This is a genomic window from Variovorax sp. OV700, assembly GCF_900099805.1.
Classification (GTDB): domain Bacteria; phylum Pseudomonadota; class Gammaproteobacteria; order Burkholderiales; family Burkholderiaceae_C; genus Variovorax.
Genome location: NZ_FNDR01000014.1, coordinates 87929 through 103415 on the forward strand (window position 1 = coordinate 87929; position 15487 = coordinate 103415).

15 protein-coding genes and 1 tRNA gene are annotated in these 15487 nt (G+C 65.0%); 11 read left to right on the forward strand and 5 right to left on the reverse strand.

Annotated features, from left to right (window positions below):
• Window positions 1-30: 30 nt before the first annotated feature.
• The 5 genes from BLR24_RS25810 to BLR24_RS25830 all read left to right on the forward strand — a co-directional run bounded on the left by BLR24_RS25810 (window position 31) and on the right by BLR24_RS25830 (window position 2568).
• A complete protein-coding gene (locus BLR24_RS25810; protein ID WP_093022724.1) occupies window positions 31-456 on the forward strand; it encodes an NfeD family protein in 426 nt (141 codons plus the stop codon).
• Window positions 457-482: 26 nt separating this feature from the next.
• Window positions 483-1412: an SPFH domain-containing protein gene (locus tag BLR24_RS25815; RefSeq protein ID WP_093022727.1), complete on the forward strand. Its 930-nt coding sequence runs from the start codon at window positions 483-485 to the stop codon at window positions 1410-1412.
• Window positions 1413-1436: 24 nt separating this feature from the next.
• A tRNA-Ser gene (locus BLR24_RS25820) sits at window positions 1437-1527 on the forward strand.
• Window positions 1528-1626: 99 nt separating this feature from the next.
• Window positions 1627-2067 (forward strand): hypothetical protein, encoded by a 441-nt coding sequence (locus BLR24_RS25825; protein WP_254787574.1) that lies wholly within the window; start codon window positions 1627-1629, stop codon window positions 2065-2067.
• 108 nt (window positions 2068-2175) lie between these two features.
• On the forward strand, window positions 2176-2568 hold the full coding sequence (locus BLR24_RS25830; protein ID WP_093022732.1) for a response regulator: 393 nt from the start codon (window positions 2176-2178) through the stop codon (window positions 2566-2568).
• An 84-nt stretch (window positions 2569-2652) separates the two neighbouring features.
• Here BLR24_RS25830 and BLR24_RS25835 read toward each other — a convergent pair whose 3' ends face one another.
• From BLR24_RS25835 to BLR24_RS25850, 4 genes are all read right to left on the reverse strand, one after another.
• A complete protein-coding gene (locus tag BLR24_RS25835; RefSeq protein WP_093022735.1) occupies window positions 2653-3858 on the reverse strand; it encodes a branched-chain amino acid ABC transporter substrate-binding protein in 1206 nt (401 codons plus the stop codon).
• A gap of 135 nt (window positions 3859-3993) precedes the next feature.
• Window positions 3994-4398, reverse strand: a complete 405-nt coding sequence (locus BLR24_RS25840) for a hypothetical protein (RefSeq protein ID WP_093022737.1) — start codon at window positions 4396-4398, stop codon at window positions 3994-3996.
• On the reverse strand, window positions 4398-4841 hold the full coding sequence (locus tag BLR24_RS25845; protein ID WP_093022741.1) for a DNA polymerase III subunit chi: 444 nt from the start codon (window positions 4839-4841) through the stop codon (window positions 4398-4400). The genes BLR24_RS25840 and BLR24_RS25845 overlap by 1 nt, the downstream gene beginning before the upstream one ends.
• The gene (locus BLR24_RS25850; protein WP_093022744.1) at window positions 4838-6373 is read right to left on the reverse strand and encodes a leucyl aminopeptidase; all 1536 of its coding nucleotides are present in this window, start codon (window positions 6371-6373) and stop codon (window positions 4838-4840) included. The genes BLR24_RS25845 and BLR24_RS25850 overlap by 4 nt, the downstream gene beginning before the upstream one ends.
• Window positions 6374-6394: 21 nt before the next feature.
• Between BLR24_RS25850 and lptF the strand changes: the two genes are divergently transcribed.
• The 6 genes from lptF to BLR24_RS25880 all read left to right on the forward strand — a co-directional run bounded on the left by lptF (window position 6395) and on the right by BLR24_RS25880 (window position 11518).
• Complete coding sequence (lptF, locus tag BLR24_RS25855; RefSeq protein ID WP_093022747.1) at window positions 6395-7531, forward strand: LPS export ABC transporter permease LptF; 1137 nt, start codon at window positions 6395-6397, stop codon at window positions 7529-7531.
• Window positions 7528-8637 (forward strand): LPS export ABC transporter permease LptG, encoded by a 1110-nt coding sequence (gene lptG, locus BLR24_RS25860; RefSeq protein WP_093022750.1) that lies wholly within the window; start codon window positions 7528-7530, stop codon window positions 8635-8637. Before lptF ends, lptG begins: the two co-directional genes overlap by 4 nt.
• 19 nt (window positions 8638-8656) lie before the next feature.
• Complete coding sequence (locus tag BLR24_RS25865) at window positions 8657-9031, forward strand: sirohydrochlorin chelatase (protein ID WP_093022753.1); 375 nt, start codon at window positions 8657-8659, stop codon at window positions 9029-9031.
• Window positions 9032-9094: 63 nt separating this feature from the next.
• Entirely contained in the window at window positions 9095-10036 is a 942-nt protein-coding gene (locus BLR24_RS25870; RefSeq protein WP_093022756.1) for a CysB family HTH-type transcriptional regulator, read from the forward strand.
• 32 nt (window positions 10037-10068) lie between these two features.
• On the forward strand, window positions 10069-11244 hold the full coding sequence (locus tag BLR24_RS25875) for a pyridoxal phosphate-dependent aminotransferase (RefSeq protein ID WP_093022759.1): 1176 nt from the start codon (window positions 10069-10071) through the stop codon (window positions 11242-11244).
• Window positions 11245-11359: 115 nt separating this feature from the next.
• Complete coding sequence (locus tag BLR24_RS25880; RefSeq protein WP_093022894.1) at window positions 11360-11518, forward strand: DUF3309 family protein; 159 nt, start codon at window positions 11360-11362, stop codon at window positions 11516-11518.
• A 71-nt stretch (window positions 11519-11589) separates the two neighbouring features.
• Here BLR24_RS25880 and hrpA read toward each other — a convergent pair whose 3' ends face one another.
• Entirely contained in the window at window positions 11590-15459 is a 3870-nt protein-coding gene (gene hrpA / locus BLR24_RS25885) for an ATP-dependent RNA helicase HrpA (protein WP_093022762.1), read from the reverse strand.
• Window positions 15460-15487: the final 28 nt, after the last annotated feature.

Genomic DNA, 15487 nt, shown 5'->3' on the forward strand with positions numbered 1-15487 from the left:
ATGTCGGGCGTCCATCAAAGAGGAGAAGACATGGCGAATTCCACCATCTGGTGGCTGATAGCGGGAGCCGCGATCGTGCTCGAGCTGCTCTCGGGTACGGTTTACCTGTTGCTGCTGGCCACGGGCTTCGCAGCGGCGGCCATTGCGGCGCATGTGGGCGCGGGAACGGTCGCGCAACTCGTCGTGGCGGCTCTGGTCGGCGTGGGTGCGGTCCTGGCCTGGTATGTGGTGCAGCGCCGACGCCCGGGTCCGCCGCCCACTGGCTCGAATCGCGACGTCAACCTGGACATCGGCGAGATCATCCATATCGAGGCATGGAACCCCGACGGCACGGCCACCGTGCGCTATCGGGGAGCCCAATGGACCGTGGTTCCGCGCAGCGGCCACGCCCCGGCCACCGGTGAGCACCGTGTGGTCGAGGTCATTGGCAGCCGCCTCGTGGTCGAGAAGACATAGTCAGAACTCAAGAGGAGAAACACATCATGGAATTTTCAGTTCCCATCATCATCCTGGTCATCGCGGTCATCGTCATCAGCCAGTCGGTCAAGTTCGTGCCGCAGCAGAACGCCTGGGTGCGCGAGCGCCTGGGCAAGTACCACAGCACCATGACGCCGGGGCCCAACTTTCTGATCCCGTTCATCGACAAGGTCGCCTACAAGCACAGCCTGAAGGAAATCCCGCTCGATGTGCCGAGCCAGATCTGCATCACGCGTGACAACACCCAGCTGCAGGTCGACGGCATCCTGTACTTTCAAGTGACCGATCCGATGCGCGCGAGCTACGGCTCGTCGAACTACATCGTGGCCGTGACGCAGCTGGCGCAAACGTCGCTGCGCAGCGTGATCGGCAAGCTCGAGCTCGACAAGACCTTCGAGGAGCGCGACGTCATCAACGCCCAGGTGGTTGCGGCCATCGACGAGGCGGCGCTCAACTGGGGCGTGAAGGTGCTGCGCTATGAAATCAAGGACCTGACCCCGCCCAAGGAAATTTTGCTGGCCATGCAGGCGCAGATCACCGCCGAGCGCGGCAAGCGCGCGCTGATCGCCGCCTCTGAAGGCCGGCGCCAGGAACAGATCAACATCGCCACCGGCGAGCGCGAAGCCTTCATTGCGCGCTCCGAGGGCGAGAAGCAAGCCCAGATCAACAACGCCCAGGGCGAGGCCGCTGCCATCACCGCCGTGGCCACCGCCACGGCCGACGCCATCGAGCGGGTGGCGGCGGCCATCCGCCAGCCCGGCGGCGAGCAGGCCGTGCAGCTCAAGGTGGCCGAGCGCGCGGTCGATGCCTACGGCAAGGTTGCGGCCGATTCCAAGACCACGCTGATCGTGCCAAGCAACATGACAGAAACCGCCGCCCTCATCGCGTCGGCCATGCGCATGGTCCAGGCCGGCAAGCCATCGAATCCGGCCTGAGCGACTGCTACAATCGAAGGCTCAGGAGCGGTGGATGAGCGGTTTAAGTCGCACGCCTGGAAAGCGTGTGAGGGTTAATAGCCCTCCGCGGGTTCGAATCCCGCCTGCTCCGCCAGAGATTGATTGTTCGTAACCGTTCACGAACATGAGAGCCAGAATAAAAAGCCCAGGATGCCTTCCAGCATCCTGGGCTTTTTTGTCGGCTCGTTGCGCCTTGGCAACGCGCATCCGACTGCCCCGCCGCCTCAACTGGCGGTACGATCCAAAGTCTTACTTTCACGCCTGCAAAGGAGCCCGGATGGCCGGACAACCACAACCCACCCCAACTGGCGATACGTCGCTCGAACAGACATTGGAGAAGACCGAAGCGGTTGCCGCCGATGTGCAGCGGGCGTCGGACAACCTTGCAGTCGTGAGCACGGTCCTCGAACAGGAGCTGCCGGAGGAAATCCAGGTGGGCGAAGTGGCCCAGGCCATCGAGCACACCAGCCAGCTTGAAGAAAAGCTGGCCAAGTCGGCCGAGACATTGGCCGAGGTCAACGCCGCCTTGAGCGAGGAAATCGAGAAGCGCCTCGAGATCACCGCCCAACGCGATGAAAGCCAGGCAGAGGCCGAAGAACTCAAGGCAAGGATCCAATCCGACGCAGCGGACTGATCGTCTCCACGGTCTTTCCAGGCGGTACGGCTCGCTCCTTATCCCTTCTCCTACGCTGCGGACGCATCCGGCACGCTACGCTATTGGTTCTCAAAGCGAAACCACGGCATGGCCCTCATCACGTTCCTCGTCGAGGACAACAAGACCATCAGGGACAACCTGGTCCCAGCACTCGAAGATCTGGTCAATGGCCAGGTCGTCGGCTTCGCCGAAACGGAATCCGATGCGCTCGCCTGGCTCGCTTCTCACCCCCATGACTGGCAGTTGCTCATCGTCGACCTGTTCCTGAAAGAAGGCTCCGGTCTGGGCGTACTCTCGGGCTGCAAGACACGCGGCCCCGGCCAGCGCGTCGTGGTGCTGAGCAACTACGTGACAGCCGACATCCGGGCGCGTTGCGAGGCACTGGGCGCGGACGCGGTCTTCGACAAGTCGCGCGACCTCGACGCCTTCATCGACTACTGCAACACCGACCGGCCTTCGGGCTTTGCCAGATTGAACTGACGCCGGTTGCCGCCAGCCAAGAAAAAAGGGCCCGAAGGCCCTTTTCTTTTTGCGCCAAGGCGCAGCGGTTTGCAATGAAACCGATCAGCGCACCACGGCGATCTGCGTACGCACGCCACCCTTGTAGGTGAAGAGCGTCAGCGCGCCGTTCTTGATGTCGCCCTTTTCGTCGAAGGCGATCGGGCCGGTCACGCCCTTGTATTGCAACTTGCCGATTTCCGGCAGGTACTTTTCAGGTTCGGAGGAACCGGCCTTGACCATGGCTTCGGCCAGAACGTTGACCGCGTCGTAGACGTACGGTGCATAGATCTGGACGTCCACGCCGTTCTTGGTCTTGAACTTGGCCTTGAAGTCTTCCAGCGGCTGCTTGAAGTCGCCATCGACACCGCCGGCTTCGGCGCAAACCACCATCTCTTCGCCGATGGCATCGCCAGCCAGCTTGGGCAGTTCGCCGGTGCACAGGCCGTCGCCGCCCATGAACTTGACGTTCAGGCCGAGTTGCTTGACCTGCTTGAGCATCGGGCCGCCAACGGCGTCCATGCCGCCGAAGAACAGCACGTCGGGCTTGGCAGACTTGAGCTTGGTCAGGATGGCGTTGAAGTCGGTCGACTTGTCGGTCGTGAACTCGTGGCCGACGATGGTGCCGCCGGCAGCCTTTGCCGCCTTTTCGAACTCTTCGGCAACGCCCTGGCCATAGGCCGTGCGGTCGTCGATCACGGCAATGTTCTTGCCCTTGAGCGTTTCGACGGCGTACTTGCCCAGCGTGCCGCCGAGTTGCGTGTCGTCAGCCACCACGCGGAACGCGGTCTTGAAGCCTTGACGTGTGTACTTGGGATTCGTTGCCGAAGGCGAGATCTGCGGAATGCCGGCGTCGCTGTAGAGCTTGGAGGCGGGAATCGTGGTGCCCGAGTTCAGGTGGCCGACGATGCCGTTGACCTTGCTGTCGACCAGCTTCTGGGCCACTGCCGTGCCTTGCTTCGGATCGCCGGCGTCGTCTTCTGCGAGCAGTTCGAACTTGGCAACCTTGTCACCGATCTTGAGGCCCTTGGCGTTCAGGTCTTCGATGGCCATCTTGGCGCCGAGCTCGTTGTCCTTGCCAAGGTGGGCAATGGCACCGCTGGTGGGACCCACGTGGCCGATCTTGACGACCAGCGTGCTTGCCGGAGGCGCTGCAGGTGCGGGGGCCGCTGCCGTGGGCGCCGGGGCGGCCGGTGCAGCAGCTTCTTCTTTCTTGCCGCAAGCCACAAGCGTGAGAGCAGCCAGTGCGACCGCAGTCCATTTCAATTGCATGAGAACCTCCAGAACATTGATAAATAAACTAAGAACCGGTCGTGTGATCCGGGCGCGCAAACCTCGCAAGTTTCGCGCCGCAGACCAGCGGCACCCTCCCGCCCCACCGACCTGGCGCGCAGTTTAGCTGAAGCTTTACGCTCCGGAAGCTGGCGTAGACCCTGTGTTTTCGGAGAGCTCGGCGGCCATTGCCTCGATCACCAAAGCCCGCAATACAGCCTCGATTTCTTCGCGCAGCCGAGGCACCATGGCATCGAGCTGCTGCTGCACGGCGGCCGAGACCGTGTCGCTCAAACGCTCCTCCAAAGACAGGTCGACGCGCTGCAGCACGCGGTGCAGGAGTTGCTCTTCGAGGCGGACGATTTCGGCCTCGGAGCGCTGCTCGGCCGGCGGCAGCGCAACGGCTTCGGCGGGGTCGACGGGCGGGGCCGGCGCGGCCGCAGGGCTCGCCGGCTCGGTGCCCACAGCCTCGGCCGGCAGGTCGAGCACCGTGGTCAGGGTGGGGACGAACCGGGGCGGTGTACGCAGCGTGCTGGCCATCAGGAAGCGCTCCTTGCAAAGTCGTGCGGCTGGATGGTGTAGCCGCGGTCGGCATAGTGGCGCCAACGCGATCTGCCGATCTGCCGGTCTGTGGCCTCGTCGCTCACGATGTCGATCAGCCGTTCGAAGCGCTCGAAACCCGCCGGGACCTCGGCCCCCAGGTTCACGAGCATTTCGCGGTGCGGCAGCGATACGGCCTCCGCGCCCTCGGCCGAAAGAATGACCGGCGAGCGGGCCACCACATGAGGCTGTGCGTCAGCGCGGCAATGGGCAATGAAGTCGGAGGGCAAGAGCTGCCAGAGCGCGGCATCCACCGCCTCGAGCGCCTGCACCTCGCCCACCACGACCACGCGCAGCCCGCGCGCGTTCACGGCCTTTCGAACCAGCCGGCAGGCGTAGTTCACCTTGTCCGGCGTATTGAAATGAAAGCCGATTTCCGTCACTGCGCGGACCGGACCTTTCGGGCGGCCGAACCGGCGCTCTTGCGAACGGCCTTCGATGGGGCAGTCGCCTTGGCGGTGCCGCTGCGTGCGCGTTCCATCAGGTAGGACACCAGCAGCCCCACGGGCCGTCCGGTCGAGCCCTTGGCCGCCCCGCTCTTCCAGGCCGTGCCGGCGATGTCCAGGTGCGCCCAGGCGAAGTCGCCGGCAAAACGCTGCAAAAACTTGGCCGCTGTGATGGCGCCGCCGGCACGGCCCGCCACGTTGGCAACATCGGCAAAGTTGCTCTTCAGGCCATCGGCATATTCGTCGTCCAGGGGCAGGCGCCAGCAGCGGTCTTGCGATTCTTCGCCGGCCGCCTGGAGCGCCGCAGCGAGGGTTTCGTCGGTGGTGAAGAGGCCGCTGCGCACGCCGCCCAGTGCCACCACGCATGCACCGGTGAGCGTGGCGATGTCGATCACGGCGACCGGCTCGAACCGCTTGGCGTATGTGAGGGCATCGCACAGGATGAGCCGGCCCTCGGCGTCGGTGTTGAGCACCTCGATGGTCTGGCCGCTCATGCTGGTAACCACGTCGCCGGGCTTGATTGCTCGGCCGTCGTTCATGTTCTCGCACGTAGGCACGAGGCCCACCACGTTGATGGCCGGCTGGATTTCTCCGAGCGCGCGGAAGGTGCCCAGCACGCTGGCCGCGCCGCACATGTCGAACTTCATCTCGTCCATTTCGGCGGCCGGCTTGAGCGAGACACCGCCAGTGTCGAAGGTGATGCCCTTGCCGACCAGCACCACGGGCGCCTGGTCCTTGGGGCCGCCCTGGTAGCGCAGCACGATGAAACGCAGCGGTTCGGCGGAGCCTTGCGCCACGGCGGCGAACGAGCCCATGCCGAGCTTCTGCACCTCCTTGGGGCCGAGCACCTCGCACTTGATGCGTGGCAGCTTGGCCAGGCCCTGGGCCGCCTCCGCCAGCAGGGTGGGCGTGCAATAGTTGCCGGGGCGGTTGCCCCACTCTTTTGCAAGCTCGATGCCGGACACCGTGGCGCGGGCTTCGTCGAAGGCCTTGCCCACTGCCGCGGCGTCGGCCACCCCGATCGTCAGGTTGCGGATGGTGCGCCCGTTCTCGCCGTTCGAGGTCTTCGCCTTGGTCGTGGTGTAGACGTAGCTGGCGTCGGCGGCGGCGGCCACGGCGCAGCTCACGGCGGCGCCATCGGCCTCTTGCGCGAAGGCCATGACCACGCGCTTGGGCCCGTAGGCCTTGGCTGCGTTGACCGCCGCGATGACGCCGCTGCGCACCGACGCGGGCTTGCCGTCGCCGATGGCGGCCAGTACGACACGCGAGGCCACCACCTCGTCGGGGTGGTAGAGCGCGAGCAGTTTGCCGGCCTTGTCGGGCAGGTCGCCGGCCTTGCGGGCGCTGGCAATCAGTGCGGAAAGCGGGTCCTTGGCGGTGAGGGATGCGCTGCCGACGAGCACGATCAGTACGTCGGATTTTTCGGCTGCCGCGCGGGCAACGGTGAGGGTCTTGAGCTGAAAGTCCATAATCCTTTTTTTCCTCGAACGATGTTATTCCATTCTTCCTTACGCAAGGAGCTGTCACGCAGCTTCGGAGCGACCCTCGTCGTCCTGGTCACCATCGTGATGACCATGATGCTCATCCGCACGCTCGGGCTCGCCTCCAAGGGCAGCGTGAACCCGTCCGAAGTGTTCCTGGTGATGACGTACACGGTGCTCGGCTACATGCCGACCATCCTGAGCCTGAGCCTCTTCATCGCCATTGTCGGCACCTTGTCGCGCATGTACCGCGACAGCGAAATGGTGATCTGGTTTTCCAGCGGGCGCGGCCTGGCCGATTTCGTCGAGCCGCTGTTCCGCTTTGCCTGGCCCGTGCTCGCGCTGATCGCGGTCATGGCGCTGGTGGGCTGGCCCTGGGCCAACTCGCAGACCATCGGCATGCGTGCGCAGTACGAAAGGCGCAGTGACATCGAACGTGTCACGCCGGGCGAGTTCCGCGAATCCTCCGGGCGCATGCGCGTCTTCTTCATCGACAAGGACACGCCTGACGGCGCCACAGCGACCAACGTGTTTATCTGGGCCGTCGAGCGCGGGCTCCAGATCACGACGTCGGCGCGCAGCGGCCGCATCGAGAACATCGGCGAGAACCGCTACCTGATGCTGAGCAATGGCCAGCGGCTCGAACGCCCGATGCTGCCCACCGCGGGCCTCAAGATCAGCGAGTTCGAAACCTACGGCACCCGCGCCGGCGGCAACGCGGCCCTGGCAGGCGACACCACCCCGGCGCGCGCCAAGCCGACGCTTCAGCTCCTGCGGGAGCCCGGCGACGCAAGCCGCGGAGAACTGGCCTGGCGCATCGGCATGCTGCTGGCCGGCATCAACTTCGTGCTGCTCGCATTGACCGTGTCGAGCGTCAATCCGCGCGTGGGACGCAGCGGCAACTTGCTCTTCGCACTGTTCGCCTTCGTCGTCTACTACAACATGCTCAACCTCGGCCAGAGCTGGATCAGCTCCGGCCGCTTCGGCATGGGCTCCTTCATGCTGCTGCTGCACGGCGGCGTCTTGCTGATCGGCGTCGCGTGGCTGATTCTGCGCAACAACAATTGGGGCCGACGGCGCAAGACCGAGCACGTCATCATCGGCGGCCTGCCCTCCCAGCCTGCGAAAATCGACCCGACCTCGTGAAAACAATCCGACGCCTGATCTATGTCGAGGCACTGAAGGCCGTGGCTTTCGTGACGCTCGGCTTCCTGAGCCTGTTTTTCTTCTTCGACTTCGTCGACGAACTGCAGTCCATCGGCAAGCCTGAAAGCCTGGCTTACGGTCCTGCGCAGGCACTGATCTACGTGACCCTGCTGATTCCGAGCCACTTGTACGAACTGCTCCCGATCACGGTGCTGATCGGCTGCATCTTCGTGATGGCGCGCCTTGCACAAAGCTCCGAGTACACCATTCTTCGCACCAGCGGCCTGGGCCCTTGGCGCGCCCTGCGCACCCTGCTGCTGCTCGGCGTGGGTTTCGTCGTGTTGACTTTTGCCATCGGCGACTACATCGCGCCGGTCTCCGAGCGCACGGGGCAGCTCCTCAAGTCGCGCTACCAGGGCTCGTATTCGCTGGTGGGCAATACGGGGGCCTGGCTCAAGGAGAAGCGCGAGAACGTGTCCTATGCGGTCAACGTGCTGTCCATCGCGCGCGATGGCTCGCTGAAGAACGCGCGCATCTTCGAGTTCGACGCCAACGGCTACGTGCGCAAGCAGCTCGTCGCGTCTTCGGCGCGCATCTACGACGACCACTGGGCGCTGTCGGATGTCGAACTGCAGGACTACGACACGCGCAGCGCCGCGGACAAGGCCCACATCGCCACCACCAAGGTGCCGCAGCTCGACTGGCCGACCACGCTCACGGCCGAAATGGTGTCGGTGGCGCTGCTGCGGCCCGACCGCATGGGCACCATCGACCTGTTCGACTACATCCGCCACCTCGACGCCAACGGCCAGACCGCGCAGCGCTACGAGATCCAGTTCTGGCGCAAGGTCTTCTACCCGCTCTCGTGCCTGGTGATGGTGGTGCTCGCCCTGCCCTTCGCCTATCTGCACTTCCGCCAGGCCGGCATCACCACCTACGTGTTCGGCGGCGTGATGATCGGCATCAGTTTCTTCTTGCTGAACAACGTGTTCGGCTACCTCGGCAACCTGAGCAACTGGTCGCCATGGCTGACGGCCGCGGCGCCGGGGCTCATCTACTCGGTCATGTCGCTTGCCGCGTTCAGCTGGCTGGTGCTTCGAAGATAGAAGAGAAGAAAAACCACAGATGGCAGCCGAAAAAGCGAGGGGCATCATCCTCTTGGCCCACGGTTCGCGCGACGAGCGCTGGCGCGCGCCGATAGAGGCCGTGGCCGCGCGCGTCACGGCGCTCGACCCGCAGGCACGCGTGGTTTGCGCCTACATGGAACTCGCCGCCCCCGACCTGCGCACCGCGGCGGCGGCCTTGATTGCCAGCGGCGCCCGTTCGCTCAGGGTGATTCCGCTCTTCCTTGGCATGGGAAAACATGCCCGTGAAGACCTGCCGCTGCAGCTCGACGCATTGCGCGGCACTTGGCCGCAGATTGAATTCCAGCTGGCCAACATCGTCGGCGAGGAGCCCGAACTGGTTGAGCTCCTGGCCAGAATTGCAAGCAAATCTTGAATTCGCCGCTATTTCCATAGACTCCGAAGGCATAATGAATTCCGTAATAAGACGGAATTTGATATGAATCTGCACCAGTTCAAGTTTGTTCAGGAAGCCGTGCGGCGCAACCTGAACCTCACGGAAGCGGCCAAGGCGCTCCACACTTCGCAGCCGGGGGTGTCGAAAGCCATCATCGAGCTGGAGGAAGAACTCGGCGTCGAGATCTTTGCCCGCCATGGCAAGCGCCTCAAGCGTGTCACGGAACCGGGCCAGCACGTCATCGCCAGCATCGAACTGATCATGCGCGAGGTTGGCAACCTCAAGCGCATCGGCGAGCAGTTCAGCGCACAGGACAGCGGCACCCTTTCCATTGCCACCACGCACACCCAGGCACGCTACGTGCTGCCGGTGCCCGTGGCCAGGTTGCGCGAGGCCTACCCGAAGGTCAACGTGAGCCTGCACCAGGGCTCGCCCGACCAGGTGGCGCGCATGGTGATCGACGAGATCGCCGAGGTCGGCATTGCCACCGAATCCCTGGCCGACTACACCGAGCTGGTGACGCTGCCCTGCTACGAATGGCAGCACGTGCTGGTGCTTCCCAAGGACCATCCGCTGGCCGCCAAGGAGCGCATCTCGCTCGAAGACCTGGCGCACGAACCCATCATCACCTACCACCCGTCTTTCACTGGCCGCACGCGCATCGACCACGCCTTTGCGCAGAAGAAGCTCACGCCGCGCATCGCGCTCGAAGCCATCGACTCCGACGTGATCAAGACCTATGTGCGCCTTGGCCTGGGCGTAGGCATCGTGGCCGAAATGGCGGTGCGCGACGAGTCGAATGCCGACCTCGTGGTGCGGCCCATGGGCCATGTGTTCGGCCAGAACATCGCACGCGTGGCGTTCAAGCGCAGCGCGTACCTGCGCAACTTCGTGTTCAAGTTCGCCGAGCTGCTGTCCGACCGGCTCGACCGCAACCTGATCGCCAAGGCCCTGAGCGGCCATCAGCAAGACTACGAACTCTGAGATCCAGCCCCCAGCTTCCTCCGATCACGACCATGAGCACCGCTAATTCTTCTCCCCGCACACCGGCCATCGGCACCAAGCTGCCCGCCGTCGGCACCACCATCTTCACCGTGATGTCCGCGCTGGCGGCAGAGAAGAACGCGGTGAATCTCGGCCAGGGCTTTCCCGATTTCAACTGCGACCCGAAGCTGCTCGAAGACGTGACGGCCGCCATGGCCGCGGGCCACAACCAGTACCCGCCGATGCCCGGCATTCCGGCGCTGCGCCAGGCGATTGCCGGCAAGATCGCCGCGCTCTACGGCCACGGCTACAGCGCCGCCGACGAGATCACGGTGACCGCAGGCGCCACGCAGGCAATCATCACGGCGATCCTCGCGGTGGTGCGCGCGGGCGACGAGGTGATCGTTCTCGAGCCCTGCTACGACAGCTACGTACCCAACATCGAGCTCGCCGGCGGCAGCGTGGTGCGCGTGCCGCTCGTGCCCGGCACCTTCCGGCCCGACTTCGACAAGATTGCCGCGGCGCTCTCGCCGCGCACGCGCGCGATCATCGTCAACACGCCGCACAACCCCAGCGCCACGGTGTGGACCGCTGCCGAGATGCGCAAGCTCGAAGAGCTGCTCGCCCCGACCGAAGTGCTGGTGATTGCCGACGAGGTCTACGAGCACATGGTCTACGACGGTGCGCAGCACGAAAGCGTGGCGCGCTTTCCGGGCCTGGCCGCGCGCAGCTTCATCGTGAGCAGCTTCGGCAAGACTTACCACGTCACCGGATGGAAAGTGGGCTTCGTGGCGGCGCCGGCACCGCTCATGGCCGAATTCCGCAAGGTGCACCAGTTCAACGTGTTCACCGTCAACACGCCCATGCAACATGCGCTCGCGCAGTACATGGCCGAACCGGGGCCTTATCTGGAACTGCCGGCCTTCTACCAGCGCAAGCGCGACCTGTTCGCCACCGGCCTGGCCGAAAAGACCCGCTTCAAGCTGTTGCGCAGCGAGGGCAGCTACTTTCAGTGCGTCGACATCTCCGCGGTCAGCGAGCTTTCGGAGGCCGACTTCTGCCTGTGGCTGACCCGCGAGATCGGCGTGGCCGCCATTCCGCTGTCGGCTTTCTATGGCAACGGCTTCGACCAGCGCGTGGTGCGTTTCTGCTTCGCCAAGAAGGACGAGACGCTGCTTGCGGCCCTGGACCGTCTGGCACGGCTATAAAGCCGACGCCGCCGGTAGGATAGTCCTGACCGCCGAAGGAGCGGCTTTCCGGCGTGTTCTTCGAGATTGGACGGCGAGCATGAATGCTCGTAACAACAACGTCCAGGAGATAAGCATGTCCCTCTCGTTCATTCTGCTGATCGTTCTGATCCTGCTGCTGATAGGCGCATTGCCGAGCTGGGGCTACAGCCGGGGCTGGGGCTACTGGCCCAGCGGCGGTCTGGGCCTGGTCTTGCTGATCGTCATCATCCTGGTGCTCATGGGACGCATATGAAGCTTCCGGACATTTCGCGCACCTGAAAGAAGCCCGCGGCAAGCGGGCTTTTTTTCGCCCGTCTGCCGGGGTCAGGCCTGCAGTTGGGCCCAGGCTTTGTCCAGCCGCTTGATGCTGACCGGTTGCGGCGTGCGCAGCTCCTGCGCGAAGAAGCTCACGCGAAGCTCTTCGAGCAGCCAGCGGAATTCGAGCATGCGATCGTCCACCGCACCCTTGCGCTCCGCCACCAGCCGCCAGTAGCGTTGCTCCTGCGGCCGAAGCTCCGCCAGCTTGGCGGCATCGCGCGCGGGATCGGCGCGCAGCTTGTCGAGCCGCAGCACGATGGCCTTGAGATAGCGCGCGAAATGCTGCAGCTGCGTCCACGGCGTGTCCGCGATGAAGCGCTTGCCGACCAGGCGCTGCAATTGCTGCGCGGCGTCCTGCACGGCCTCGGGCTGGATCTTGGTGTCCTTGATTTTGCGCGCCGCGGCGGCGTACTCGACGAGGATGACCGATGCCAGCCGCGCCACCTCGTTGGCAATCAAGGTGAGCCGGCCCCGGCCTTCTTCGAGGCGGCGCTTGAAGGCGAATTCATCTGTAGGCAGCGGCTCTTGCAGAAAGGCTCTATCGATGGCCACGTCGATGATCTGCGTGCGCAACTCCTCGGAGGTGCCGAGCGGCATGTAGGCCACCGCCATCTTCTGCAGATCGGGGATGTTCTTCTCGAGGTACTTGAGCGCGTCTTTCAGCTGCAGCGCAAACAAGCGGCGCAGCCCAGCGCGGTGCTTCGCGGCGGCCACGGCCGGCTCGTCGAACACCTCGATGGTGACGGCATCGCCTTCGTCCCGCAGAGCCGGAAATCCGATGAGCGACTGCGCGCCACGGCGCACTTCCATCAGCTCGGGCAGCTCGCCGAAGCTCCAGCTCGTGTAGCGCTGGCCCGCGGGCAGGCTGGGCGCGGCGGGGGCCGGCGCGGCGACACGGCCCTTGGCCTGCGCCTGTCCTTCGGCGGCTTCGGCCGGTTTGCGGTCGGCGGAAGCCTTGACGTTGAGCCCGGCCAGCGCCTGGAAGGCGCCTCGCGCCTGCGCGCCCAGTTCCGCCTTGAGCGCGCCCAGGTTGCGCCCCATGCCGAGCTGGCGTCCATGCTCGTCCACGATGCGCAGATTCATGAACAGGTGCGGCGGCAGCATGTCGAGCTTGAAATCCGCGCGCTTCACATCGATGCTCGTCGCATCGCGCACACGCTTGAGAAGCACGTCGGTCAGCGAGCCGTGGCCGAACACCTCGGGCGCCGAGAGTTCTTCCGCGAGCTTTGCCGCCGAATCGGGCAGCGGCACCAGCCGCGAGCGCGGGCGCTGCGGCAGGCTCTTGAGCAGCGCCTGGATCTTGTCCTTGAGCATGCCCGTCACCAGCCATTCGCAGCGCTCTTCGCTTACCTGGTTGAGCACGAAGAGCGGCACGCTAGCCGTGAGGCCGTCCTTCGCATCGCCCGGCTCGTGCAGATAGCTCGCCGCGCAGTCGACACCGCCGAGCCGCAGCGTGGACGGGAACGACTGCGTGGTGATCCCGGCCGCCTGGTGGCGCATCAGCTCTTCGCGTGTCAAGAACAGCAGGCGCGGCTGTTCCCTCGAGGCGTGGCGGTACCAGTTCTCGAAAGTGATGCCGCTCGCCACATCGGCGGGCAGCTGCGCGTCGTAGAAGGCGAAGATCAGCTCGTCGTCGACCAGCACGTCTTGCCGGCGCGACTTGTGCTCCAGCCCTTCGACCTCGCGCACCAGCTTGCGGTTGGCCACGAGAAACGGGAACTTGCTCTCCCATTGCCCGCCGACCAGCGCTTCGCGGATGAATATCTCGCGCGCAGCCACCGGATCGACCTTGGTGAAATCGACTCGGCGCCCGCTGTAGACCACGAGGCCGTAGAGCGTTGCGCGCTCCAGCGCCGACACCTGCGCGCCCTTCTTCTCCCAGTGCGGATCGAGCAACTGCTTCTTCAGCAGATGGCCGGCCACCTGCTCGAGCCACTGCGGCTCGATGTTGGCGATGCCGCGGCCGAAAAGCCGCGTGGTTTCGACCAGCTCGGCCGCGACGATCCAGCGGCCGGGCTTCTTCTTCAGATGCGCGCCGGGATGCTTGTAGAACTTGATGCCCCGCGCACCGAGGTACGCCTCGTCATCCTCGAGCTTCCAGCCGACGTTCCCGAGCAGGCCCGCAAGCATCGAGAGATGCAGCGGCTCATAGCCCGCCGGCTCGGCGTTGATGCGCCACTTGTGCTCGGTCACGACCGTGAGCAGCTGCGAGTGGATGTCGCGCCATTCGCGCACGCGGCGGATGTTGATGAAGTTCTGGCGCAGCAGCTGCTCGTACTGGCGGTTGCTGAGCTTGTGAGTGTCGCCGTGGCCACCGCGCGCATCGGCGATCCATTTCCACAGGCGCAGGTAGCCGCTGAACTCGCTCTTCTCGTCGTCGAATTTCGAATGCGCCTGGTCGGCTTGCTGCTGCGCGTCCATCGGCCTGTCGCGCACGTCCTGCACGCTGAGGGCCGACGCGATGACCAGCACTTCTTCGAGCGCGCCGCGCGTGCGGGCCTCCAGGATCATGCGGCCCACGCGCGGATCGAGCGGCAACTTGGCGAGCTCGCCGCCCGTGGCGGTGAGCTCGTTGGCATCGTCGACCGCGCCGAGTTCGTTGAGCAGTTGGTAGCCGTCGGCAATGGCGCGCGGCGAAGGCGCCTCGAGAAACGGGAACCGCGCCACGTCGCCCAGGCGCAGCGACTTCATCCGCAGAATCACGCCCGCCAGCGACGAACGCAGGATTTCCGGATCGGTGAAGCGCGGCCGGCCTTCGAAGTCCTTCTCGTCATAGAGCCGGATGCAGATGCCGTTGGCCACGCGGCCGCAACGGCCGGCGCGCTGGTTGGCCGCGGCCTGGCTGATCGGTTCGACCAGCAGCTGCTCGACCTTGCTGCGGAAGCTGTAGCGCTTGACGCGCGCGGTGCCGGTGTCGATCACGTAGCGGATGCCCGGCACGGTAAGCGAGGTTTCCGCCACGTTGGTGGCCAGCACGATGCGCCGGCCCGTGTGGCCGTCGAAGATGCGGTCCTGCTCGGGCCCCGACAGCCGCGCGAACAGCGGCAGCACCTCGGCATTGCGCAAGAGCGGCTGGTGGCTCAGGTGGCGGCGCAGATGGTCGGCCGCCTCGCGGATTTCGCGCTCGCCGGGCAAAAACACGAGGATGTCGCCCGCGTTGTGCGGATCGCGCCAGAGTTCGTCGACGCCATCGGCAATGGCGTCATTCAGGTCATGCTCGCGCGACTCCTCGAAGGGCCGGTAGCGCTGCTCGACTGGAAAGGTGCGCCCTGACACATAGATGATCGGCGCAGGACCCTTGGCCGAAGCGAAATGCTGGGCGAACCGGTCGGCATCGATGGTGGCCGAGGTCACGATCACCTTCAGGTCGGGCCGGCGCGGAAGAATCTCGCGCAGGTAGCCCAGAAGGAAGTCGATGTTCAGCGAGCGCTCGTGCGCCTCGTCGATGATCAGCGTGTCGTAGGCCTTGAGCAGCGGATCGGTCTGCGTTTCGGCCAGCAGAATGCCGTCGGTCATGAGCTTGACCGAGGCGTCGCGGCTCAGCCGATCCTGGAAGCGCACTTTGAAGCCGACCACGTCGCCCAGCGGCGTCTTCAACTCTTCGGCAATGCGCTTGGCCACCGAGCTTGCGGCAATGCGCCGCGGCTGCGTGTGGCCGATGAGCCGGCCCTTGCCCGGCGGCGCGTTGAGCTTGCCGCGGCCGAGCGCCAGGGCGATCTTCGGCAACTGCGTGGTTTTGCCCGAGCCGGTTTCACCGCAGACGATCACCACCTGGTGCGCCTCGATGGCGGCCATGATTTCGTCGCGCCGGCCGGAGACCGGAAGCGATTCGGGAAAGTCGATGCGCAAGGGAGCGGAAGGTGTCGTGGTCGTCAAGGGAAAAGCTGATTCGCGAAGGCGCGGC